Annotated in this window: 22 protein-coding genes, 1 tRNA gene and 1 rRNA gene; 23 read left to right on the top strand and 1 reads right to left on the bottom strand. The window is 36.6% G+C overall.

The features are described from left to right. The first annotated feature begins 133 nt into the window (after positions 1-133). The 7 genes from A9178_RS12570 to A9178_RS12540 all read left to right on the top strand — a co-directional run bounded on the left by A9178_RS12570 (position 134) and on the right by A9178_RS12540 (position 5417). Positions 134-1732, top strand: a complete 1599-nt coding sequence (locus A9178_RS12570; RefSeq protein WP_068675826.1) for a putative polysaccharide biosynthesis protein — start codon at positions 134-136, stop codon at positions 1730-1732. Then, positions 1719-3167 (top strand): bifunctional methyltransferase/pyrophosphohydrolase YabN, encoded by a 1449-nt coding sequence (gene yabN, locus A9178_RS12565; RefSeq protein WP_068675824.1) that lies wholly within the window; start codon positions 1719-1721, stop codon positions 3165-3167. The genes A9178_RS12570 and yabN overlap by 14 nt, the downstream gene beginning before the upstream one ends. Positions 3168-3173: 6 nt before the next feature. Beyond that, positions 3174-3428 (top strand): RNA-binding S4 domain-containing protein, encoded by a 255-nt coding sequence (locus tag A9178_RS12560; protein ID WP_068675822.1) that lies wholly within the window; start codon positions 3174-3176, stop codon positions 3426-3428. Between the two features lie 114 nt (positions 3429-3542). Further along, entirely contained in the window at positions 3543-3845 is a 303-nt protein-coding gene (yabP, locus tag A9178_RS12555) for a sporulation protein YabP (RefSeq protein ID WP_068675820.1), read from the top strand. Then, on the top strand, positions 3842-4450 hold the full coding sequence (yabQ, locus tag A9178_RS12550) for a spore cortex biosynthesis protein YabQ (protein WP_068675818.1): 609 nt from the start codon (positions 3842-3844) through the stop codon (positions 4448-4450). The genes yabP and yabQ overlap by 4 nt, the downstream gene beginning before the upstream one ends. 103 nt (positions 4451-4553) lie before the next feature. Then, the gene (locus tag A9178_RS12545) at positions 4554-4934 is read left to right on the top strand and encodes an FtsB family cell division protein (protein WP_068675816.1); all 381 of its coding nucleotides are present in this window, start codon (positions 4554-4556) and stop codon (positions 4932-4934) included. A 90-nt stretch (positions 4935-5024) separates the two neighbouring features. Further along, positions 5025-5417 carry a S1 domain-containing RNA-binding protein gene (locus A9178_RS12540; protein ID WP_068675814.1) on the top strand — a complete coding sequence of 131 codons (393 nt, stop codon included), beginning with the start codon at positions 5025-5027 and terminating at the stop codon, positions 5415-5417. Positions 5418-5568: 151 nt separating this feature from the next. Here A9178_RS12540 and A9178_RS12535 read toward each other — a convergent pair. Then, positions 5569-5642 (bottom strand) — tRNA-Met (locus A9178_RS12535). A gap of 393 nt (positions 5643-6035) precedes the next feature. On the opposite strand from A9178_RS12535, the gene spoIIE reads away from it, so the two are divergent. The 16 genes from spoIIE to A9178_RS12455 all read left to right on the top strand — a co-directional run. After that, positions 6036-8489 carry a stage II sporulation protein E gene (gene spoIIE, locus A9178_RS12530; RefSeq protein ID WP_068675811.1) on the top strand — a complete coding sequence of 818 codons (2454 nt, stop codon included), beginning with the start codon at positions 6036-6038 and terminating at the stop codon, positions 8487-8489. Positions 8490-8502: 13 nt separating this feature from the next. Continuing rightward, the gene (locus A9178_RS12525) at positions 8503-8778 is read left to right on the top strand and encodes a hypothetical protein (RefSeq protein WP_068675809.1); all 276 of its coding nucleotides are present in this window, start codon (positions 8503-8505) and stop codon (positions 8776-8778) included. Between the two features lie 394 nt (positions 8779-9172). Next, positions 9173-9910: a vWA domain-containing protein gene (locus A9178_RS12520; RefSeq protein ID WP_068675807.1), complete on the top strand. Its 738-nt coding sequence runs from the start codon at positions 9173-9175 to the stop codon at positions 9908-9910. Next, the gene (locus tag A9178_RS12515) at positions 9876-10808 is read left to right on the top strand and encodes a protein kinase domain-containing protein (RefSeq protein WP_068675805.1); all 933 of its coding nucleotides are present in this window, start codon (positions 9876-9878) and stop codon (positions 10806-10808) included. The genes A9178_RS12520 and A9178_RS12515 overlap by 35 nt, the downstream gene beginning before the upstream one ends. 82 nt (positions 10809-10890) lie before the next feature. After that, positions 10891-12282, top strand: a complete 1392-nt coding sequence (gene tilS, locus A9178_RS12510; RefSeq protein WP_068675804.1) for a tRNA lysidine(34) synthetase TilS — start codon at positions 10891-10893, stop codon at positions 12280-12282. A 28-nt stretch (positions 12283-12310) separates the two neighbouring features. Further along, positions 12311-12853: a hypoxanthine phosphoribosyltransferase gene (gene hpt / locus A9178_RS12505; protein ID WP_068676100.1), complete on the top strand. Its 543-nt coding sequence runs from the start codon at positions 12311-12313 to the stop codon at positions 12851-12853. Between the two features lie 254 nt (positions 12854-13107). Continuing rightward, a complete protein-coding gene (ftsH, locus tag A9178_RS12500) occupies positions 13108-15108 on the top strand; it encodes an ATP-dependent zinc metalloprotease FtsH (protein ID WP_068675802.1) in 2001 nt (666 codons plus the stop codon). Between the two features lie 162 nt (positions 15109-15270). Further along, the gene (locus tag A9178_RS12495; protein WP_068675800.1) at positions 15271-16053 is read left to right on the top strand and encodes a type III pantothenate kinase; all 783 of its coding nucleotides are present in this window, start codon (positions 15271-15273) and stop codon (positions 16051-16053) included. Positions 16054-16068: 15 nt separating this feature from the next. Next, positions 16069-16938, top strand: a complete 870-nt coding sequence (gene hslO / locus A9178_RS12490; RefSeq protein WP_068675798.1) for an Hsp33 family molecular chaperone HslO — start codon at positions 16069-16071, stop codon at positions 16936-16938. 429 nt (positions 16939-17367) lie between these two features. Continuing rightward, complete coding sequence (gene cysK, locus A9178_RS12485) at positions 17368-18297, top strand: cysteine synthase A (protein WP_197482193.1); 930 nt, start codon at positions 17368-17370, stop codon at positions 18295-18297. 159 nt (positions 18298-18456) lie between these two features. Then, the gene (gene folP, locus A9178_RS12480) at positions 18457-19290 is read left to right on the top strand and encodes a dihydropteroate synthase (protein WP_068675794.1); all 834 of its coding nucleotides are present in this window, start codon (positions 18457-18459) and stop codon (positions 19288-19290) included. Further along, positions 19283-19648, top strand: coding sequence for a dihydroneopterin aldolase (gene folB / locus A9178_RS12475; protein ID WP_068675792.1), 366 nt, complete (start codon positions 19283-19285; stop codon positions 19646-19648). The genes folP and folB overlap by 8 nt, the downstream gene beginning before the upstream one ends. Then, positions 19645-20157, top strand: coding sequence for a 2-amino-4-hydroxy-6-hydroxymethyldihydropteridine diphosphokinase (folK, locus tag A9178_RS12470; RefSeq protein WP_068675790.1), 513 nt, complete (start codon positions 19645-19647; stop codon positions 20155-20157). Before folB ends, folK begins: the two co-directional genes overlap by 4 nt. Further along, on the top strand, positions 20127-20330 hold the full coding sequence (locus A9178_RS12465) for a helix-turn-helix domain-containing protein (protein WP_068675788.1): 204 nt from the start codon (positions 20127-20129) through the stop codon (positions 20328-20330). The genes folK and A9178_RS12465 overlap by 31 nt, the downstream gene beginning before the upstream one ends. A gap of 182 nt (positions 20331-20512) precedes the next feature. Further along, a complete protein-coding gene (gene lysS, locus A9178_RS12460) occupies positions 20513-21994 on the top strand; it encodes a lysine--tRNA ligase (protein WP_068675786.1) in 1482 nt (493 codons plus the stop codon). 794 nt (positions 21995-22788) lie between these two features. Next, positions 22789-23286: ribosomal RNA gene (locus A9178_RS12455) — 16S ribosomal RNA — on the top strand; the annotation flags it as partial.

Here is a 23286-nt window from a genome sequence, read left to right as displayed (position 1 = left end):
CAGCTAAATCTGGTTTTTGCTTATTTTTGCAGATAGAAGATATATCCCTTTCTTCCTGCGAAGGCAACTATGCTATAATGAAAAAAATGGAAATAAGACTATAGAGCTAATATTAGTTGAGGTTGTTAGACAAATGGAAGAAAATAAATCTAATCGGCTAGTTAAGGGAGCACTACTCTTAACGTTAGCTGGATTGATTAGTAAAATTTTAAGTGCCGGTTACCGCATACCATTGCAAAATTTAACTGGGGATGTTGGGTTTTATATTTATCAGCAGGTGTATCCTATTTTGGGAATTGCAATGATGTTATCTTTGTATGGATTTCCCCAAGCGATATCTAAAATAATAATAGAAATGAAAAAGGAAGGAATAAAACTATCCTTTACAAGCTTTTACATCCCGATACTTTCCATTTTATTTATTTTAAATGGTGTTTTTTTTGTATCTTTATTTCTCTTTGCAAATCCGATAGCTAATTGGGTAAATGACCCTAATCTAGCTTCTACTTATAAATATGCTTCCTTTACTTTTTTACTCGTTCCTTTTACTGCCTTAATACGAGGTGTTTTTCAAGGGAATTTATATATGAAACCGACGGCGTATTCCCAAATAGGGGAACAACTCATTCGTGTATTTCTCATTTTAATGGCTGCAACACTTATTGCAAATCAAGTATTTGATATTTACAACATTGGGAATGCAGCAGTCATTGCTGCTTTGGCAGGAGCAATAACGGCTATTATAATCCTTTTTATTTTCTTTTTTTCCAAAAGACCTATATCTTTGGATTCGCATCCTATTCCGTGGAACATGTATGTTAAAACACTTGTGATATTTGGTGTAATTGCAACAGTAAATCATATGATTTTATTAGTAATTCAATTTGCCGATTCATTAACACTCGTTTCGGGATTAATGGATTTTGGTTTAACTTCATTTGAAGCGATGGAAGCAAAAGGAGTATTTGATAGAGGCCAACCATTAATTCAGATAGGTACTGTTTTAGGGTCTTCCTTTGCACTAGCACTTATTCCGTCCATCTCAAAGGAAAGATTGCAACACGAAAAGGACGAATTCTACTTTTACATACGTAGTGCGTTACTGTTTAGTTTTTATTTAGCCTTTGCTGCCATGATTGGTTTGATTATCCTATTACCGGAAATTAACATCTTATTATTTAAAGATGATAAAGGAACATTCGCTTTACAAATACTTGTCATGTCACTTTTCTTAAGTTCCTTGGCAATTACCGCGTCATCCATATTACAAGGTTTGGGGTATATTAAACGTACAGCAATCATTATATTTATAATATTTATCATTAAAGCGGCATTCAATCTATGGCTTATCCCGTTATTTGGGCTTACAGGTGGGGCCATCGCAACGGTAATTAGCCTATTAGGTTTACTAGTAATTGTTTTAATAGACTTGGAACGAAATTTACCAGAGTTGAAATTTATCAAAAATATAAGATGGATAACGCTAATAAAGTCCTCGTTTTATATGATTGTTTTTCTTGTTGGTACAGATCTAATCATTCAGGATCATGTTCTTAACAGCCGACTTCATTTATTCATTTATGTCATCGTTGTTGTTATGATAGGTGCATGTATTTTTTTATTTACGCTAATTAGAGGAAAGGCATTATCGGAAGGACAATTAAGTTTGTTACCTAAAGCATCTTGGTTTATTCATATATATAAGGGAGGGAAACATAATGGCAAAAATTGATGTGCTCGGATTAGGTGCTGGAGACATGGACCAGCTCCCATTAGGAATTTATAAAAAGATGAAAAACATGGATGGATTGGTATATACCCGTACGTTAGACCATCCTGTTATTCAGGTGTTAAAAGAGGAAGGGGTAGGTTTCCAATCCTTTGATTACTTATATGAAGAAGAGGAAACATTTGAAGAAGTGTATAAACGAATTGTTTCTACATTGATGGAAGCAGCTAAACAATCAGCTTATATCGTTTATACGGTTCCAGGCCATCCAATGCTTGCGGAAAGGACGGTTCAACTATTATTGGAACAAGATGAGGTCGAAATAAATATTAGTGGAGGACAAAGTTATTTGGATGACCTATTTACCGCATTAAAAATTGATCCAATTGATGGGTTTCAATTTTTAGATGGTACCTCATTTGCAAGAAGTGACATTTCATATCGTGGACATGTCATTTTTTGTCAAGTATATGATCCATTTATCGCATCAGATGTAAAGCTTGCTCTATTAGAGGATTTACCGTCTGATTATGAAGTCACTATTGTAGAAGCGGCTGGAAGTGAAAAGGAGAAAATTATAACCGTTCCCTTAGTAGAGTTAGATCGCCAAGTGGAGATAAGTAATTTAACGAGTGTTTATGTTCCACCAGTGCCAAATCATCTATTGAATCACACGTTTGATAATTTGAGAGAAGTAATGAGGAGATTAAGAGCCCCTGATGGTTGCCCATGGGACCGTGAGCAGACGCATGAGTCATTAAGAGAACATTCTATTGAGGAAATATATGAATTAATAGAAGCTATCGATAACCAAGATGATGAAGGAATTATTGAGGAACTTGGCGATATCTTTATGCATGTTATGCTACATAGCCAGATTGGGGAAGATGATGGGTACTTTACCGTAGATGATGTGATTCGTGGAGTTACAAATAAAATGATTTTCCGCCATCCTCATGTGTTCGGTAATGTATTGGTAGACTCTTCTGAAGAGGTTGTGGATAATTGGGAAGAACTAAAGAAGCAGGAAAAGGGAGAAAAACGGAAATCCATCTTAGATGGCGTTCCTAAACCACTACCCGCTTTATTAAAGGCGTATAAAATACAGAAAAAGGCTGCAAAGGTAGGGTTTGATTGGGATCAAGTGTCCGATATATGGGCAAAACTTGATGAGGAAATGAAGGAAGTCCAAGAGGTTATTGCACAACAGGATAGCGAAGAAATGGAGAAAGAATTTGGTGATGTTCTATTTGTTCTCGCTAATTTAACAAGATTTTATAAAATTAACCCTGAAACAGCGTTAGAAAGAACGAATCAAAAGTTTATTTCTCGGTTTACCTATATAGAAGAAAAATTAAAGAGTGATGGTGTGGATATAAAACAAGCATCATTAGAAGTGATGGATAAATATTGGGATCAAGCGAAAGAAAGAGAGTGATTTAGGATGCGTCTAGATAAATTTTTAAAAGTATCAAGAATTATTAAACGACGTACTCTAGCGAAGGAAGTTGCAGAACAAGGTCGGATTAAAATAAACGGAAATCAGGCAAAGGCTTCCTCCACATTAGCTAAAGGCGATGAATTGACGATTCAATTTGGACAAAAGATCGTAACATTTAAGGTAAATGATATTAGAGAAACAGTAAAAAAAGACGAAGCAGAGACCCTTTATACATTAGTAAAAGAAGAGAAAATTTAAGAGTATACTTACACTGCTTGCGATGAAAAGATTGTCAATACAATAATGCAAAAGACTAGTTCTATACTTGTCCCTCCTTTCATAAATTAATAGTGATAAGGAGGGCGTTTTATTATGAATTATTATGAGAATAGGGAAAACGTGACAAGTAAACAAACTGATCACTTTTTAAAGCTAAATCAGAGAAGAAATTTGGAAATTACCGGGGTTAAAGAGGTCGATAGTTTTGACAATGAAGAGTTCTTACTGGAAACAGTAATGGGATATTTAATCGTACGCGGCCAAAATTTACAATTAAAGAATCTTGATGTACAAGAAGGAGTTGTGGCGATTAAGGGTAAAATTTATGAGCTTTCCTACGTAGATGATCAGGGGCAGGAGAAAGCTAAAGGATTCTTTAGTAAGTTATTTAGATGACGCTTAGTGTTCAGTTTATGACCATGATTTCCATGGTTCTAAGCGGCTTTTACTTAGGAATAGCCCTTGATACTTTTCGTCGATTCACTCCATATTGGAAGCGTAAAATAGTTTTAACTTACTTTATGGAAATTTGCTTTTGGCTAACCCAAACGGTCGTATTGTTTTACATTCTATTCCAGGTTAATTCAGGTGAAATTAGGTTTTATATTTTTATTGCTTGCTTATTAGGGTTTGCTATATATCAAGTATTTGCTGCAACTATATATAAAAAAGTATTAGAACAAATTATTCGAATCATCACCAATATTTATCGCTTCTGTAAAAGGATTGTACAAGCCCTTATCGTTCAACCAATCATATGGACTATTACTTTATTGGTCACGATTATTTTAGGTATTGCTCGTGTTATATGGAAATTGATTTTATTCATTTTAAAGCTTCTACTTACTCCAATAGGATGGATTTTAAAGGCCATTTACTATATCCTGCCAAATAGTTTTAAAAACTTTTTAAAGCGAATTGCAGGATTTTATAGTAAAATAAAGAATATATTAGTAAAATGGCTTAAAATTCTTAAGGAGCTTGTTCAAAAGGTCCGGTGAAAATGACATTTCGGTATGCAATAGGACGTTGCAGCTTTAGCTGTCTTGTTCCTTTTCATCCTCCTTTTGGACATGCATTTCAATCAATGAGGAGGTAGAAGCTTTGTCTTCTCGAAAAACTACCGTTGCTAAAATCGATTCAAGCTATATGCAACAATATGACACTTACATAGAAAGACAGAAAAGAAAGAAACAACGGTTAGTTCGTCGGTTAGTCTTATTCGCAGTAACTACGTTAATTATATTTGGGTGCATGGCAGGATATCATATGAAGCAGCGTGCTATTCATGCAGAAAAAGTGGCGCAGCACGAGCAATTGGAAAAAGAGTTAAATGAATTAAAGCAATCGGAAAAGAATTTAAAAGAAGAAATTGAATTGCTAAATAATGAGGACTACGTTTTGGATATCGCCAGAACAAATTACTTCTTATCTAAAGAAGGGGAATTGATTTTTACTATTCCAGATGAAGAACCATCATATTGACACTTTTTCATTTGATTAATATACTATAAGTGAACTAAAGGGATCTTTAGTATCACTTTATCTAATCTTTTAAGGAGGAGCATTTTTTTTATGTCAATCGAAGTAGGCAGCAAGCTGCAAGGAAAGGTAACTGGAATCACTAATTTTGGTGCATTTGTTGAACTTGGAGAAGGAAAGACAGGTCTTGTTCATATTAGTGAGGTTGCCGACAATTATGTAAAAGACATTAACGACCATCTAAAAGTTGGGGATGAAGTAGTAGTAAAAGTCATTAATGTCGAAAAGGATGGTAAAATTGGACTTTCTATCAAGAAAGCAATAGACCGCCCTGCGCGTCCTGCCCGTCCAAAAGTAAAGAAAGAACGCCAAGAGAACTTTGAAGCTAAAATGAGCCGCTTTCTCAAAGATTCTGAGGATCGTTTAGCCTCTTTGAAAAAGCATACGGAATCCAAACGCGGAGGTCGAGGTGCTAAGCGAGGCTAGCAGTTGCTGTCTATGAATTGTAGCGAATGCTCTTGTATATACGAAAAAGCAAGGTGTCTGTTTTTATGCAGATACCTTGCTTTTTTACTTTTGATAAACGGTAATCCCAAAAAAACAGCTATCACGATTGTGATAGCTGTTTCCTTTATAATAGCGGCGGAGGGGATCGAACCCACGACCTCACGGGTATGAACCGTACGCTCTCGCCAGCTGAGCTACGCCGCCAAATGCCAACAAAAAATATCATACTATATACCATTACTTCTGTCAATAGAAAAAAGAGAAGATTAAATATTCTATTCTATTCTATTCTATGATGAAAAATGTATAAATGCGATAAAGAAATATAATAATGTTACTTTATTCGTCAAGTCAGAAGACAATTCGGCAAAGATTGAAATAAAAAAAAGCCTATAAATCTGAAATAAGTGCTTAGGTTGATGAGAAAGTAGAGACAGAGTTAAGGCAAAACCTATATATTACTAGGTTTATGCTAGATTGTTGAATTTTGCTTATTAGTTAGAAAGACGTCGAACGAATTTTAAATGTTGCACCGTTGTTTTGACAAAAAAACAAGACATAGTGTGGTTTACTAATAGAAAAGATAGGAGTGGTAATATGATGAGTTCTATCCCAAAAATGGAATCGAGCGGATTTGGTGTAGATAAAAATAAACGAATAAGCAAGTTCCACAAGAGACTACTATTAAAATGTAAGTCTCAATTATTTGAAAAGGGTTGGTTATTCTTCTTAGTTGGCTTTTTATTAGGTAGAGCAGTTATCTTAACGGAGGTTTCTCCTTTTGCGGTTGCCTTTTTGGCTACCATTTGGTTCGTTGATCGAGCCAAGACCTTTCCAACGATGCTCGCTATTCTAGTAGGCTCTGTTAGTTATTCTCTCACTCATAGTCTATTTCTAGTAATGGCGATGACAGTATTTATTTTTTTAGCAGCCATATTTAAGAATAAAAAGAGCCAGCAAATTCTAGTACCTTTATTTGTATTTCTATCTACCATATTGTCCCGAGTATTTCTTTATTCTATACAAAATCAATTAACCTCTTATGAGTGGGTACTTTTAGCGATAGAAGGAGTATTAGGAACGGTACTAGTATTAATCTTTATGCAAAGCATTCCACTAATATCACCAAAAAGATATAAGTCCACATTAAAAAATGAAGAAATAGTTTGTATGATTATCCTTATTGCTTCCATATTGACCGGAACAATAGGTTGGGAAGTTTATGGTGCTTCCATTGAACAGGTTTTCTCTCGCTATTTTGTATTATTATTTGCCTTTGTAGGTGGCGCGGCTATTGGGTCAACAGTTGGGGTAGTAGCGGGATTAATTCTGTCTTTAGCAAGCGTAGCCAATCTCTATCAAATGAGTCTTTTAGCATTTTCGGGATTGCTTGGTGGCCTATTAAAAGAGGGGAAAAAAATAGGAGTAGCGATTGGATTACTCGTCGGTACTTTTCTGATAGGTATTTATGGCAGTTCAGCGGAATTAATCCCTTCTCTTATTGAATCATTGATTGCTATTACCTTATTCTTTCTTACTCCTGCTTCTTGGTCTAATAGAATTTCTAGATATATACCAGGAACAGAGGAGTATACGCATGAGCAAGAGCGCTACTTACAAAAGGTTCGAAATGTAACCGCTAGACGTGTAGAACAATTTTCTGGTGTATTTCACGCATTAGCAAAAAGCTTTGATACGACAGAAATTTATGCTGTGGATGAAACAGAGAAAAGGAGGGAAACGGATTATTTTTTATCGCAAGTAACAGAGAGATCATGTCAAACATGTTTTATGAAAGACAGGTGTTGGCAAAAGGAATTTGATACCACTTATTCTTTAATGGAAGAAATGAAAAATGATATTGAAGACGGATATACGCCTAATCATAAAGTATGGAGGGAATTTGAAAACCACTGTGTAAAATCGAAGAAGGTAATTGATGTTATGAAGGAAGAAATCACTTTATTTGAAGCAAATCGGAAACTTAGACAACAAGTGTTAGAAAGTAAGCGTTTAGTTGCCGATCAGTTACAAGGTGTTTCGGAGGTGATGGGTGATTTTGCTAAAGAAATTTTAAAAGAAAGGCAAAATCATGAAATACAAGAGGAGCAAATTATACATGGGTTAAAAACGATGGGAATCGAACTAGAGAAACTGGATATCTATTCTTTAGAAAAGGGCAATGTTGATATTGAAATGAAAGTATCCTTCTACAATTATCACGGGGAGGGGTCGAAATTAATTGCTCCAGTACTATCCGACATATTAAGTGAAATGATTGTAGTGAAACAGGAAGATATTTCACCGTTTCCAAATGGTACAAGTTATTTAGCTTTTGGGTCAGCAAGGGAATTTGTAGTAACAACTGGTGCTGCAAATGCCGCAAAAGGTGGAGGGATTATATCGGGTGACAGTTATACGACTATTGAGTTGGGGGCTGGTAAATATGCAATGGCGATAAGTGATGGAATGGGGAATGGCCAACGTGCTCGGGAAGAAAGTGTAGAGACACTAAGACTACTTCAACAAATACTGCAGACCGGAATACCGGAAAAAGTAGCGATTAAGTCCATTAATTCTATTCTATCATTGCGGACGACAGATGAAATGTTTGCAACACTTGATTTAGCAGTTATTGATTTGCACAATGCCTTTGTTCAATTTCTTAAGATTGGATCAACACCAAGCTTTATAAAAAGAGGGGAGGATATTATTAAGATAGAAGCTAGTAATCTACCAATCGGAATCATACAGGATTTTGATGTAGATATTGTAAGTGAACAGCTGTTGTCAGAGGATCTGCTTATTATGATGAGCGATGGTATATTTGATGGTCCAATGCATATCGAAAATACGGATATGTGGATGAGAAGGAAACTAAAAGAAATGGCAACAGATGACCCACAGGAAATTGCCGATCTATTGTTAGAAGAAGTAATCCGGACAAAATCTGGAACGATAGATGATGATATGACTGTACTAGTAGCAAAGATTAATAAAAACAAACCAAAATGGGCTTCCGTTCCACTATATAATAACAAAGCATTATAAGGAGTGTTAGTAGATGAATTCCATGATAACAACATTTTTAATTGCTTACATTTATTTGATTCGGGCGAAACAAATAGAAACATTGATCCAGTCGGGATTAAAGCGAATGTCTAATATTAAGGATAAAATAATTGCAAATATAACTATTGGGAAAGAGGCTCTCATTTTTGTGAATGCTTTCTCGAGTGTGAGCGGAACAAGGAGGGTAAAAGGCTATTTACATTTACTCACAGATGTGCGAGCAAGAGGGAGTCCGATGATCAAAAGCGCAAGCGCCCTTACAGGCTAAGAACGCGACGTCCTGTCGCAACGCCTGTACTCGCACATCCTGTGCTTCGTAGCGACGTACGGACTGCGCCTGGCCATGCCAGGTGGTCCGATGTTGCCGCGCATAGCGGCGGTCTTAGTCGGACATTCTACAGCCGTAGGAGATAAAGGAAACACGGCGAACGGAGTGAGTCGATGTTGACTTATCGTACGAAGGTGAAGGAAGTCTCGCTAGTCGTTGGGCGCTGGAGCTGGCCGCGGCATTCCTTGTGATAAGGTATATTAAGATAGATTTTATATACCCTTATCTTTACGCAAATCTAGAATGCTAGACTATCTATAACTAAGCTTGATAAATGTATAAATCCTCTCTATCTTGGCGATGATGCTAGTGAATGAAAAGGGAGGTTTTTTTCTTGAAAAAAGGGACGTTAAAGCAGATTTTACTTATAACAGATGGTTGCTCGAATAAAGGTGAAGATCCCGCGGGAGTGGCAGCTCTTGCTTATGAACAAGGAATAACAGTGAATGTGATTGGAATATTAGAGAATAATCAAACAGAAGAGGTGGGAGGTCTAAAAGAAGTAGAAGATATCGCCCTTTCAGGTGGTGGTGTAAGCCAAATTGTTTATCCAGAAATATTATCACAAACAGTAAAAATGGTAACACGTCAAGCAATGACTCAAACTATACAGGGGTTTGTAAATAAAGAATTGAAACAAATACTAGGTTCCAACCAATCTATAGAGGATATAGACCCAGAAAAACGTGGAGAAATCATGGAAGTAGTTGAAGATTTGGGAGAATCGAGTGATTTGGAGGTTGTCGTATTAGTAGATACTAGTGCGAGTATGCACGACAAGCTTCCTACCGTAAAGGAGTCGTTAATTGACTTATCTATTAGTCTAAATTCCAGGATTGGGAAAAACCGCTTTTGTATTTTTAGCTTTCCTGGAAAACGAAAAGATATTCAGAAAGTGTTAGACTGGTCACCACAATTAAATTCTATTTCCGAAGTCTTCCCCAAATTAACAAGTGGCGGAATCACACCTACAGGACCAGCATTACGAGAAGCGATATATCAATTTGGTAAAAAGAGCTTATTAAGGAGCTTAAGAAATGAGAGCACAGACGTGGAAGAATTCGGATATTGACTTTAAGCCTGGGACAAAAATTACAGGAAAGTGGTATAAAAATCAATACCGTATAAAAGGAAAGCTTGGTAAGGGTGCAATAGGTACCGTTTATTTATGTGAATCGGGTGGAAAGTTAGCTGCACTTAAGATAAGTGATAAAGGTACTTCCATGACGGTTGAAGTAAATGTATTAAAATCACTCGGTCAGGTCCAAGGAACTAGGCTTGGGCCTTATTTATTGGATGTAGATGATTGGGTATCCCCATATGGAACAACTTACTCTTTCTATGTGATGGAGTATTTAAAAGGAGAATCCATGGCCTATTTTATTAAAAATCATGGAAATGTATGGGTAGGAGTATTTCTACTTCAACTACTTGAGGATTTAGAACAACTACATCAATCTGGATGGGTTTTTGGTGATCTAAAATTAGATAATTTAATGGTCCTATCATCCCCTTCGAGAGTACGGTGGGTTGATGTTGGCGGGACAACTCAAAAAGGCCGCGCGATAAAGGAGTATACGGAGTTTTATGATAGAGGTTATTGGGGATTAGGAACGAGAAAAGCAGAACCTAGTTATGATTTATTTGCCTTAGTAATGGTTTTCCTCCATATTTATTATCCACGGAGATTTGAAAAAACGACATATTCTGAAAAACTTATCTACAAAAAAATTGACGAAGTAAAGCCGTTGCAACCTTATCGTAACCCCTTAAAAAAGGCGATTGCTGGGAAATATAAGACGAGTTCCGAAATGAAGAATGATGTCCTGCAAATTGTTTATCAAGCACAAAATAAAAGTAGATTAAAGAAAAAGAGCAATCAAAAAGTTACGAATATTCCTTTTTACATAGAGATGGGAGGAATTTCGGTCGTTGCCATTGGATTTTATATTCTTTCTTTGATTTTCTAACACTTTAGTTGAGGAGATTATGCTTTTTTTAATATAATGGTAACTAGAATCAATAGTTTGCTAATTTAGTGGGGTTTGACGTATGGAAAAATGCGTTTTTAAGTTTATAAATCAACATCAATTAATAAAAAAGGGAGCAACTGTGTTAGTTGGAGTATCTGGTGGAGCAGACTCCATAGCTTTGCTCCATTTTCTACATAGTAATCGAAATAGATGGGAAATAAACGTGGTTGCTCTTTCTGTTGACCATCAATTAAGAGGAGAAGAGTCTCTTTTAGATTTGGAATTTGTCCGTGATATATGTAACAAATGGGGTATCCCGTTCGTTTCTGACTCTTTAGATGTTAAAGCATATAAAGAAAGAAATCGTCTAGGTACAGAGGTTGCAGCCCGCAGGTTAAGATATCAATTCTTTTCCGAACAAATGGAAGCCTTCCAAGCAGATTATTTAGCATTAGGTCATCATGGAGATGATCAAATTGAAACGATGCTAATGAGCCTTACAAGGTCTGCCTCATCAACAGCCTTCTCCGGTATCCCTGTGAAGCGAGAGTTTTCAACCGGGTGGATTATTCGTCCGTTCTTATGTATAACCAAGTTCGATATTGAAAACTATTGTAAGGAAATTAATATCCAACCTCGAATTGATGAAACAAATTTTGATACTACCTATACTCGAAATTATTTTAGAAAATATATTCTTCCATTAATAAAAGAGAAAAATAGCAATATACATACTACCATACAGCATTTAAATGAAACGCTTCATGAAGATGAAACATTTCTCCAAGAAGAGGCGTCAGAAATGGTGAAAAGTTTAGTCGAATTTGACAGAAAATCGAATACAGCAACCTTTCAAATTCAAACATTTAAAATGAGGCCCCGTGCTTTACAAAGGCGTGCGCTTCATCTAATATTAAACTATCTATATAATGATTTACCTTCTGATTTATCATATATTCATGAGGAAGAATTTTTTTCATTATTATACTCAAAAAAGGCGAACAATCGTATCGACTTTCCATCACAATTAAGAGTAGAAAAATCATATGAAAAAATTATTTTTCTTTTTTCTGATTCACTGAATGAAGAAGATAGTACCTTTCATCAACTATTAACTATTCCGGGGGAAGTTACATTACCGGACGGATCGGTAGTATCTGCGCAAATGAATAGAAATAAAGAACAAAATAGGGTTACATATGGGTTTTATTCAAGTCAAGTTGCTTTGCCATTACATATTCGTACGAGAAGACCTGGGGACCGCATGAGTTGGACAGGTTTAAATGGTAGTAAAAAAATAAAGGATATCTTTATTGATGAAAAGATTCCAATTGATAAGCGGAATAGATGGCCTATTTTAGTTGATAATAATGGTGAGATTTTATGGCTTATCGGCTTAAAGAAAGGGAACCCTAAAATAACTCAAATGGAAGGGCAATGGATACAATTACAATACACAGCAGCTAACTAGTAGGAGGATACGGATGCAGAACGATTATATTCATGATGATATTGAGAGAACATTAATATCAGAAGAAGAAATAAAGTTAAAATGTAAAGAATTAGGTCAACAACTTTCAGAGGAATATAAAGGGAAGTTCCCGTTGGCGGTTGGAGTTTTAAAAGGTGCTTTACCTTTTATGTCTGATATATTGAGAAACATGGACTGTCATGTTGAAATGGATTTTATGGATGTTTCAAGTTATGGAAATGAAACTAAATCCTCTGGAGAAGTGAAAATTGTAAAAGACCTAAACACAAAAGTGGAGGGTCGAGATTTAGTCATTATAGAAGATATTATTGATAGTGGATTAACATTAAGCTATCTTGTCGATTTGTTTAAATATCGTAAGGCAAATTCCATCAAAATTGTTACATTATTGGATAAACCTGAAGGAAGAACTGCAAATATAAAAGCGGACTTAGTTGGGTTTAATGTTCCAAATGAATTTGTAGTAGGGTATGGCTTGGATTATGCCGAAAGATACCGAAATTTACCTTACATAGGTGTGCTTAAGCCAAAAATCTACGGTGGAGAATAAGCCAATTTGGCTTACTAACTCAATAGGGATGAAAAATACCGACTAAAAACTGCGACGTCCCTGGACTCTAATTACTCGTTAAATCGTAAAGATTTGTCATAATATCGGTACTAGAACGTCCTTTGTGTCGAAAACTCCTATTGAATAAGTTTCACTTTAGTATTTATTGAATATTTTAGCTAAATTAGTTGTAATTAAAGTTTTTCATATGATACGATGAACTATAGTTTTCCCCATACGGGAGGAGGTACGAAATGAATCAGATTTTTCGGAATGTGTTCTTTTGGATCCTTATATTCTTTGTAGTTATCGGAGTTATAGGTGTATTCAATGGACAAGGTGAAGATAGAGAACAATATAATGTAAGGGAATTTATGGATGAATTAAATGCCGGAAATATTGAGGACATGACGTTACAACCGGCAAATGGGATTTACCGTATTACTGGTAATTTAAGAGATAATACAACTTTTGTTACACAAGTACCTGATAATACAGATGTTATTTCCCAAGTTACTCAAACAGCAACAGAACAAGGGGTTCTTAATGTTATTGAAGAAGAACAGCCTAGTCCTTGGTTAACTTTCTTAACCGGAATCCTTCCTTTCTTGTTGATTGGACTATTTATATTATTCATTTTTAGTCAAGCCCAAGGCGGTGGCGGTGGCGGCCGTGTAATGAACTTTGGTAAGAGCAAGGCTAAAATGTATACGGAAGAGAAGAAAAAGGTTCGTTTTAAAGATGTTGCAGGTGCAGATGAGGAAAAACAAGAACTTGTTGAAGTGGTTGATTTCTTAAAAGACCCACGTAAATTCTCAGCTGTTGGTGCACGTATACCTAAAGGGGTTCTACTTGTTGGCCCTCCTGGAACGGGTAAAACATTGCTTGCTCGTGCTGTTGCAGGTGAAGCGGGTGTTCCGTTTTTCTCTATCAGTGGTTCAGACTTTGTTGAAATGTTCGTAGGGGTAGGTGCTTCCCGCGTACGTGATTTATTTGAGAATGCGAAGAAAAATGCTCCTTGTATTATATTTATAGATGAAATTGATGCCGTTGGTAGACAACGTGGTGCGGGTCTTGGCGGTGGTCATGATGAACGTGAACAAACACTTAACCAATTGCTAGTAGAAATGGATGGCTTTGATGCAAACGAAGGTATTATTATTATCGCAGCAACAAACCGTGCGGATATACTAGACCCAGCATTATTACGTCCTGGACGTTTTGACCGTCAAATTACAGTAGACCGTCCAGATGTAAATGGTCGTGAAGCTGTACTTAAAGTACATGCTAGAAATAAACCGCTAGATGAGTCAGTTGATTTAAAAGCAATTGCAATGCGTACTCCTGGTTTTTCTGGTGCAGATCTAGAGAACTTACTTAATGAGGCAGCTTTAATTGCTGCGAGAGATAATCGTAATACCATTAATAAAGATGATCTTGATGAAGCTTCCGATCGGGTTATCGCAGGGCCAGCTAAGAAGAGTAGGGTTATTTCTAAGAAAGAAAGAAATATTGTTGCCCATCATGAAAGTGGACATACGGTTATTGGAATGGTCTTAGATGATGCCGATATGGTGCATAAGGTTACCATCGTACCTCGTGGGCAAGCGGGTGGATACGCGGTAATGCTCCCTAGGGAAGACCGTTACTTCTTGACAAAACCTGAGCTGTTTGACAAGATTACTGGTTTACTCGGAGGACGTGTTGCGGAGGAAATTATGTTTGGCGAAGTAAGTACTGGTGCCCATAATGACTTCCAACGTGCTACCAATATTGCGCATAAGATGATTACAGAGTATGGTATGAGTGATAAAATTGGCCCGTTACAATTCTCAAGCGGTGGCGGTGGCAATGTGTTCTTAGGTCGTGATATTCAGAATGAACCGACTTATAGTGATACAATCGCTTATGAAATTGATAAAGAAATGCAAAACTTTATTAATTATTGTTATGACCGGGCTAAGAAAATTCTTACTGAGCATAGAGAACAACTAGAATTAATTGCACAAACTCTACTTGAAGTAGAAACATTAGATGCGAAACAAATTAGATCTCTATTTGAAGAAGGAAAAATGCCAGACCCCGATGTCATCGATCATGAGGAAGATGTCAAAGTGAACATTAACTCTAAAGATGATGAAGATGCTATAGGTTCTTCATTTGAAGAGGCTAAGGCTAAAGTTGAAGATACTAAAGCTGAAGAAGTAATAGAGCCTGAAACCAAAGTTTCAGATGAAGACAAAGATAATAAATAAGAGAAAACAGTCACTTTTTATTAAAGTGGCTGTTTTTTTATACTTAAATAGATATTACGCTTTTTGTTTTAAAGATAAAATATGGTATATTTTACACGTGTGTATACATGATTTTAAAGAGCAATATATGTGTAAGAATAGCTCAAGGAAGGTTTGGTAACAATGCTTTTTGTTATAGATGTAGGAAATACAAATACAGTATTAGGTGTTTTTGAAGATGACACGTTACAATACGAATGGCGAATAAAAACAGATCGGTATAAAACAGAAGATGAGTTTGGAATGTTAATTCACTCACTATTTGAATTTAATAACCTTAAGTTTACAGAAATAGATAGCATTATAATCTCCTCTGTAGTCCCACCAATCATGTTCTCATTAGAAAAAATGAGTCGTGATTATTTTAAAATTGAACCATATATCATTGGTAAAGAAACCTTCAGTACGTATTTAAAAATGAATTATCCTAATCCTAAGGAAATTGGAGCAGACCGAGTAGTAAATGCAGTTGCCGCTATAAAAGAATACGGCGGACCACTTATTGTAGTTGATTTTGGGACGGCTACAACCTATTGCTATATTAATGAAAAAGAAGAGTACTGTGGGGGAATAATAGCTCCAGGCATGAATATATCGATGGAGGCTTTGTACACGAAAGCATCGAAACTTCCAAGGGTTGAGATTGACTCCCCTGGCAAGGTACTTGGAACAACAACGATTGAAGCGATGAAATCTGGTATTTATTTTGGAACTATTGGAATGGTTGATGGGATTGTAAACCGAATGAAAGATGAATTAAATACATCACCAAAGGTCATTGCAACTGGCGGTCTATCACAGTTAATAGCGAAGGATTCTAACACGATTGATAAGGTAAATCCACATTTAACATTAAAGGGTTTATATATTATTTATAAGGAAATTGTTAAAGAAAACCATAATTAAAGGAGTAGAATATAGATGAAAGATTATTTGATAAAGGCAACAGCGTTTAATGGAATGATTCGCGCTTATGCAGCATCAACAACGGAGATGGTAGAAGAGGCTAGAAGAAGACAGGATACATGGGCAACGGCTTCAGCTGCCTTAGGAAGAACACTTACCATTACGGCAATGATGGGAGCTATGTTAAAAGGAGAAGACTCCATTACGGTTAAAGTGGATGGAGATGGACCAATTGGTGGGATTGTGACGGATGGAAATGCGAAAGGGGAAGTTCGTGGATATGTCATAAACCCACATGTAGATTTTGATTTAAATGAAAAGGGGAAATTAGACGTAAGAAGGGCTGTTGGTACCGAAGGTCGAGTAAGTGTTATTAAAGATTTGGGACTTAGAGATTACTTTACGGGAGAAGTTCCTATTATTTCTGGGGAAATAAGCGAAGATTTCACATACTATTTTGCTTCATCAGAGCAAGTTCCAAGTGCGGTTGGTGCTGGAGTACTTGTTAACCCAGATCATACCATTTTAGCTGCAGGTGGATTTATCGTTCAAGTGATGCCTGGTGCAGATGAGGAAATAATTAGTAAGTTAGAGGAAAGGGTAAAAAGTATCCCTGCAATTAGTACGCTAATTCGAGAAGGAAGTACACCTGAGCAAATTTTAGAACGTTTGTTTGGAGAAGGCGAAGTTAAGTTTCATGAGAAAATGCCAGTTGAGTTTCGTTGTAAGTGTTCAAAGGAGCGAATTGCAAATGCAATCGTGGGACTTGGAAATGAAGAAATTCAAAGCATGATAGAAGAAGATCAGGGTGCTGAGGCTAGTTGCCATTTTTGTAATGAAAAATACCATTTTACAGTTGAAGAATTGGAAGAACTAAAACAGTAATGAAAGGAACCTTAAAAATGTCCAAAAGATTTACTGTTCAGTATTATCATTGTACTCCATCCATTAAGTTTTCGTATAAGGAAATAAAGCCTTATATAGAAAGTGAATTAGCATTAGAGCAATAACCGAACCCTTTATGCAGAAGTGCTATGGGAATAGTTGAACGTGGATTGGATTGGATTGGATTGATAAGAACAGCATAGGCCACGTCCGGCTTCAGCGCCCAGCAACTAGCAAACTTCACACTCCTCCACTACGATAAGTCAACATCGGCTCGTACCTCGCCGTGTTTCCTTTATCTCATTGCGGAGTGCTCCAGTTTGTATGTTGCTAAACGGGCGCTTACGCCTTTGTGCTTGACAGAATGGATCAAACGTTATAAATTAATCATATAAGAATACTAGGATTACGATGAGGGAGGAATTTTTTGTGAGAGTGGCGGATTCAGTAATAGGTTTAATTGGAGAAACTCCAATCGTTAAATTAAATAATATGACAGATGAGAATAGTGCAGATATATACTTGAAATTAGAATTTTTTAATCCGGGTAGTTCCGTAAAAGACCGTATTGGAATGGCTATGATCGAGGCAGCTGAAAAAGAAGGAGTATTAAAACCTGGAGACACCATCATTGAACCAACAAGTGGAAATACCGGTATTGGTTTAGCCATGGTTGCCGCAGCAAAGGGATATAAAGCAATCTTAGTTATGCCAGATACCATGAGTATGGAACGACGTAATTTATTACGTGCTTATGGAGCGGAACTTATTCTTACTCCTGGGGCTGATGGGATGAAGGGTGCGATTGCCAAATCTGAGGAATTACAGAAAGAAAATGGCTACTTCATGCCACAACAATTTAATAATGAAGCAAACGTTGAAGTACATGAACGTACTACTGGTAAGGAAATCGTAGAGCAAATGTCTGATGGATTAGATGCATTTGTTGCCGGTATTGGTACTGGTGGAACTATCTCAGGTGCTGGTAAAGTTCTAAAAGAAAAATTTGAGAATATAAAAATCTATGCTGTTGAACCTTCAGCATCACCAATTTTATCTGGAGGTAACCCTGGACCACATAAAATCCAAGGTCTCGGAGCTGGCTTTGTACCTAAAATTCTAGATACGAAAATATATGATGAAATTATTAAGATTGAAAACGACGAAGCGTTCGAAACCTCTCGTCTAGTAGCAAAAACGAACGGAATCTTAGGCGGTATCTCAGCAGGTGCTGCAGTTGCTGCGGCTAAAAAGGTAGCAAAAGAATTAGGTAAAGGTAAAAAGGTGTTAGCAATCATTCCTGATAATGGAGAACGCTACCTATCTACTCCGCTTTACCAATTTGAAGAAGAGAATTAATACCAAAAGTGGAAGTGCGTGTTTAGCAGTGCACGGAAGGACAAAGGATTAGTTTTGAACTTATCCTTTGTCTTTTTTTCTTCTAGGGAGAAAGCTGGATGGAGCTTTATATAGTATGGTAGGATAAGATAAAACAAATATCGGAAGAAGGGCAGTAAAATGGAACTAAAGACAGCAAGTAAAACATTACATTTGTCTGAGCGTACACACATTATGGGGATATTGAATGTGACACCGGATTCTTTTTCTGATGGAGGAAATTATACAACCATTGAGAAAGCAATAGACCAGGCGAAAAGAATGGAACAAGAAGGTGCAGATATTATAGACATAGGTGGAGAGTCAACACGACCCGGACATGTTCCTGTATCGTCCAAAGAAGAGGTTGATAGGGTTGTGCCCATCATTAAGGCAATTAAGGAGCACGTTGATTTACCCATCTCCATAGACACCTTTAAAGCGAAAACAGCCCGACATGCTGTTGAAGCGGGTGCAGATATTATTAACGATATATGGGGAGCAAAGAAAGACCCGGAGATTGCAAAAGTTGCAAAAGAATATAATGTGCCAATTATTTTAATGCACAACCGTGACAATGAAAATTACCAATCCCTTATACATGATATGAAAGAGGATTTAGAAGGAAGCATTGAAATAGCTTTAAAAGCTGGTGTGCAAAAGGAAAATATTATTCTCGATCCAGGGGTGGGATTTGCGAAGTCCGAAACAGATAATTTAGTAGTGATGAATAACTTAGAACAGTTTGTACAAATGGGCTATCCATTCTTACTAGCTACTTCACGCAAAAGGTTTATTGGCAACACTTTGAATATTACGGAGCCAACACAGCGCGACATAGGGACGGGCGCAACGACATGCTTAGGAATAGCTAAAGGTGCTCATATGGTTCGTGTACATAATGTGAGAGTAAATGTTGAGCTCGCTAGAATGATGGATGCAATGCAACGCGCGGGGGGAAGACAACATGGATAAGATTTTTTTAAATCAGTTACAATTTTACGGATTCCACGGATTAATGCCAGAAGAAAAAAGATTAGGTCAACGATTTTTAGTAAATGTCGTGCTATACACGGATTTACGTAAAGCGGGACAAACAGATGATATGTTAGAATCCATTCATTATGGCGAGGCATATGAAATAGTGAAAAGAATCGTAGAAGGGGAATCCAAAAACTTGATTGAGGCCGTAGCGGAGGATATAGCCGATACACTACTTTCCTCATTCTATCTTTTAAATGCTTGTACAGTAAAGGTAATTAAGCCAGACCCGCCAATCCCAGGACACTATGAATCCGTCGCGGTAGAGATATATCGGGAGAAGACAAAATGAACAAAGCATATTTATCCTTAGGAACGAACATTGAACCACGAATAGATTATTTAAATGATGCTCTAGAATTATTGGAGGAAAGTGGTGATATATCAATCAAAGACAAATCCTCCATTTACGAAACAGCACCTGTTGGATATACAGAACAAAGTGATTTTTTGAATATCGTTATTGGTATAACAACATCTCTTTCGTCCATGGAGCTTCTGAAGTATTGTCAAAGCATTGAAGGTAGGTTGGGCAGAAAGAGAGAAATACGTTTTGGCCCAAGAACAATTGACCTTGACATTTTGACGTATAATAACGAAAATAGTACAGTAGAAGAATTGCTTATTCCGCATCCGAGAATGCATGAGCGTGCTTTTGTGCTCATTCCATTACAAGAAATTGCTCCTAATTTTAGGATCCCAACATGGAATCAGCATGCAGGAGATTTACTAAATAAACTTCAAGAGTCAGACATAAAGGGAGTAAGGAAATGGATTCGAAACGAATTGGAAGAAGAATAAAAGCCTTTCGCAAATTGAAGGGATATACCCAAATAGATTTTGCAAAGGCATTAAATGTTTCTATTTCTCAAATTGGAAATGTAGAAAGAGGGACAAAGCCTGTGACAGACGAATTAATGAATCAAATTTCGGAAGTCCTTGATATACCAAGAGAGGAAATTACGATGGAGTAATCTAAAGTTCATGTCAAAAACCTGCTAGTGGCTTTACTGGCGGGTTTTTGAATAAGGAAGTATTTATAATAAATGAAAAGGTAATAATGCCATAGAAGAAGATAAGGTTTTAATGCTATATACGTGAATAAAATACTTTTTTCTTATATACTTACACCTATAAAAGGACTGGAGGGTTTATTGTGTCAGAAGAATTAAACGAACAGATGCTTGTAAGACGAGGGAAATTAAATGATTATATAGAAAAAGGATTAGACCCATTTGGAAGCAAATTTGTAAGAACCCATTTAGCAAATGATATTATAAAAAAATTCGAATCATCTTCTAAGGAAGATTTAGAGGAAGTTAAAGAAGAAGCGACCGTTGCTGGAAGAATCATGACAAAACGAGGAAAGGGAAAAGCCGGTTTTGCTCATATTCAAGATTTAAGTGGACAAATCCAAATATATGTACGAAAAGATGAAATTGGTGAAGAGGCGTATGAAGTATTTAAATCTATTGACCTTGGGGATATTGTAGGGGTTAAGGGTGAAATTTTCCGTACGAATATGGGTGAATTATCCATTAAAGTGGAGGAATTTAACCTGTTAACCAAATCATTACGTCCATTGCCTGAAAAATATCATGGATTGAAAGATGTGGAGCAACGCTATCGTCAGCGTTATTTAGATTTAATTACGAATATGGAAAGCAAAGAAACTTTCATTCTACGCAGTAAAATTATTCAATCCATGCGTAAATATTTAAATGACCATGGTTATTTAGAAGTAGAAACACCAATGATGCATAGTATCCCTGGCGGAGCGTCGGCACGTCCGTTTGTTACGCATCATAATGCACTCGACATCCCGCTATATATGCGTATCGCTATTGAATTACATTTGAAACGTCTTATAGTTGGTGGACTAGAGAAGGTTTATGAAATTGGACGAGTGTTTCGTAATGAGGGTGTATCGACACGTCATAACCCTGAATTTACAATGATCGAACTATATGAAGCATATGCTGATTACCACGATATTATGGAATTAACGGAAAACCTAGTTGCCCATATCGCAAAAGATGTACTTGGGAAAACGAAAATTACCTATGGCGAATACGAAGTGGACCTAGAGCCGAAATGGAAGAGACTTCATATGGTAGACGCAGTTAAAGAACAAACAGGTGTAGATTTTTGGAATGAAATGAGTGACGAGGAAGCGCGCCAACTAGCGAAAGAACATGGTGTTGAAGTGAAAGACACGATGGCATTTGGACATGTTGTTAATGAATTCTTTGAGCAAAAGGTAGAAGAAACATTGATTCAGCCAACCTTTATATTCGGCCATCCGGTGGAAATTTCACCATTAGCTAAGAAAAATAAAGAAGATGAACGATTTACAGACCGATTCGAATTATTTATTGTTGGCCGTGAACATGCGAATGCATTTAGTGAATTGAATGATCCAATTGACCAACGCCAACGTTTTGAAGCACAAGTTAAGGAAAGAGAAGAAGGAAACGATGAAGCACATCTTATGGATGATGACTTCTTAGAGGCATTGGAATATGGCATGCCTCCAACAGGTGGACTTGGAATAGGTATTGACCGTCTTGTCATGTTATTAACCAATGCACCTTCTATTAGAGATGTTCTTCTATTCCCTCAAATGCGTAATAAATAATAATATAAAGCTTTGGACTAAATTACGGTATATTAGTTCAAAGCTTTTTAAGCAATGTAAAAAGCATAGTTTAAATAGGGAGAAATCAATACAAGTTAGACTCTTATCCAATTGTATGTGTTTATCTGTGTCGAACCTATATCGGGTACAGTTGATAGGGTTATATGTGGTAAGAGTAATGTGATTTAATGGAAATAAGGTATATTGCTAGGATACTTAGCTAAATATATGAGCAATAGAAATAATATTAAATTAGTGATTGCTTAACAATTCAATCTGAAAACATTTTTGAAGCGAAGGTCAGTTAGAATGGAAGAGTTAAAGCGAATAGTTATACGGTCTATATATAATAAGAGACTATGTGTTTTAAGGAACTTGGTTTTAGAAGAAAGCAATCAAGTGCCTTTTACATGGTTTGTTGTTAGTAAATAGTAATGCATATTTTATATGAAATAGGTTATCATTAGCATGAGATATAAATTAAATTTATTTTTTTAAAAAAAGTACTTGATTTAAATATTAATAAATGGTAAATTATTAAACGTTGCTTCTCTTAGAAAAGAGAAACAACAAAAAAGATGTTTTAAAAAAAGTGTTGACTTTTAAAAAACACCATGTTATATTAATAAAGTCGCTGTTGCGAAGCGGCGTAAAACATTTGCTCTTTGAAAACTGAACAAAAACAACCAGTATGTCAAGGAAAAAGAAAACTCGTTTTTCTTTTGAAGATAGAGGTATTTAACCTCTGAAAAGCTAAGAACTTCAAATTGATTGGTGTCAATTTGAACAAACTTTTTTTGGAGAGTTTGATCTTGGCTCAGGACGAACGCTGGCGGCGTGCCTAATACATGCAAGTCGAGCGCTGGAAGCTACTTTCATCCCTTCGGGGATGAAAGTAGTGGAAAGAGCGGCGGACGGGTGAGTAACACGTGGGCAACCTACCTGTAAGACTGGGATAACTCGCGGAAACGTGAGCTAATACCGGATAACACTTTTTATTGCATAATAAGAAGTTTAAAAGGCGGCGTAAGCTGTCACTTACAGATGGGCCCGCGGCGCATTAGCTAGTTGGTGGGGTAAAGGCCTACCAAGGCGACGATGCGTAGCCGACCTGAGAGGGTGATCGGCCACACTGGGACTGAGACACGGCCCAGACTCCTACGGGAGGCAGCAGTAGGGAATCTTCCGCAATGGACGAAAGTCTGACGGAGCAACGCCGCGTGAGTGAAGAAGGTTTTCGGATCGTAAAACTCTGTTGTTAGGGAAGAACAAGTATGATAGTAACTGATCAT

It is taken from the genome of Oceanobacillus sp. Castelsardo, from assembly GCF_001659985.1.
Taxonomy (GTDB): domain Bacteria; phylum Bacillota; class Bacilli; order Bacillales; family Amphibacillaceae; genus Oceanobacillus.
Note: the sequence above shows the minus strand (reverse complement) of the source record. Positions and strands in the feature narration are given on the sequence as shown.

Excerpts from the sequence above, each read along its gene's own strand:
- A9178_RS12570 (WP_068675826.1), top strand. The coding sequence starts at position 134 with ATGGAAGAAAATAAATCTAATCGGCTAGTTAAGGGAGCACTACTCTTA.
- yabN (WP_068675824.1), top strand. The coding sequence starts at position 1,719 with ATGGCAAAAATTGATGTGCTCGGATTAGGTGCTGGAGACATGGACCAG.
- A9178_RS12560 (WP_068675822.1), top strand. The coding sequence starts at position 3,174 with ATGCGTCTAGATAAATTTTTAAAAGTATCAAGAATTATTAAACGACGT.
- yabP (WP_068675820.1), top strand. The coding sequence starts at position 3,543 with ATGAATTATTATGAGAATAGGGAAAACGTGACAAGTAAACAAACTGAT.
- yabQ (WP_068675818.1), top strand. The coding sequence starts at position 3,842 with ATGACGCTTAGTGTTCAGTTTATGACCATGATTTCCATGGTTCTAAGC.
- A9178_RS12540 (WP_068675814.1), top strand. The coding sequence starts at position 5,025 with ATGTCAATCGAAGTAGGCAGCAAGCTGCAAGGAAAGGTAACTGGAATC.
- spoIIE (WP_068675811.1), top strand. The coding sequence starts at position 6,036 with ATGATGAGTTCTATCCCAAAAATGGAATCGAGCGGATTTGGTGTAGAT.
- A9178_RS12525 (WP_068675809.1), top strand. The coding sequence starts at position 8,503 with ATGAATTCCATGATAACAACATTTTTAATTGCTTACATTTATTTGATT.
- A9178_RS12515 (WP_068675805.1), top strand. The coding sequence starts at position 9,876 with ATGAGAGCACAGACGTGGAAGAATTCGGATATTGACTTTAAGCCTGGG.
- tilS (WP_068675804.1), top strand. The coding sequence starts at position 10,891 with ATGGAAAAATGCGTTTTTAAGTTTATAAATCAACATCAATTAATAAAA.
- ftsH (WP_068675802.1), top strand. The coding sequence starts at position 13,108 with ATGAATCAGATTTTTCGGAATGTGTTCTTTTGGATCCTTATATTCTTT.
- A9178_RS12495 (WP_068675800.1), top strand. The coding sequence starts at position 15,271 with ATGCTTTTTGTTATAGATGTAGGAAATACAAATACAGTATTAGGTGTT.
- hslO (WP_068675798.1), top strand. The coding sequence starts at position 16,069 with ATGAAAGATTATTTGATAAAGGCAACAGCGTTTAATGGAATGATTCGC.
- folP (WP_068675794.1), top strand. The coding sequence starts at position 18,457 with ATGGAACTAAAGACAGCAAGTAAAACATTACATTTGTCTGAGCGTACA.
- folB (WP_068675792.1), top strand. The coding sequence starts at position 19,283 with ATGGATAAGATTTTTTTAAATCAGTTACAATTTTACGGATTCCACGGA.
- folK (WP_068675790.1), top strand. The coding sequence starts at position 19,645 with ATGAACAAAGCATATTTATCCTTAGGAACGAACATTGAACCACGAATA.
- A9178_RS12465 (WP_068675788.1), top strand. The coding sequence starts at position 20,127 with ATGGATTCGAAACGAATTGGAAGAAGAATAAAAGCCTTTCGCAAATTG.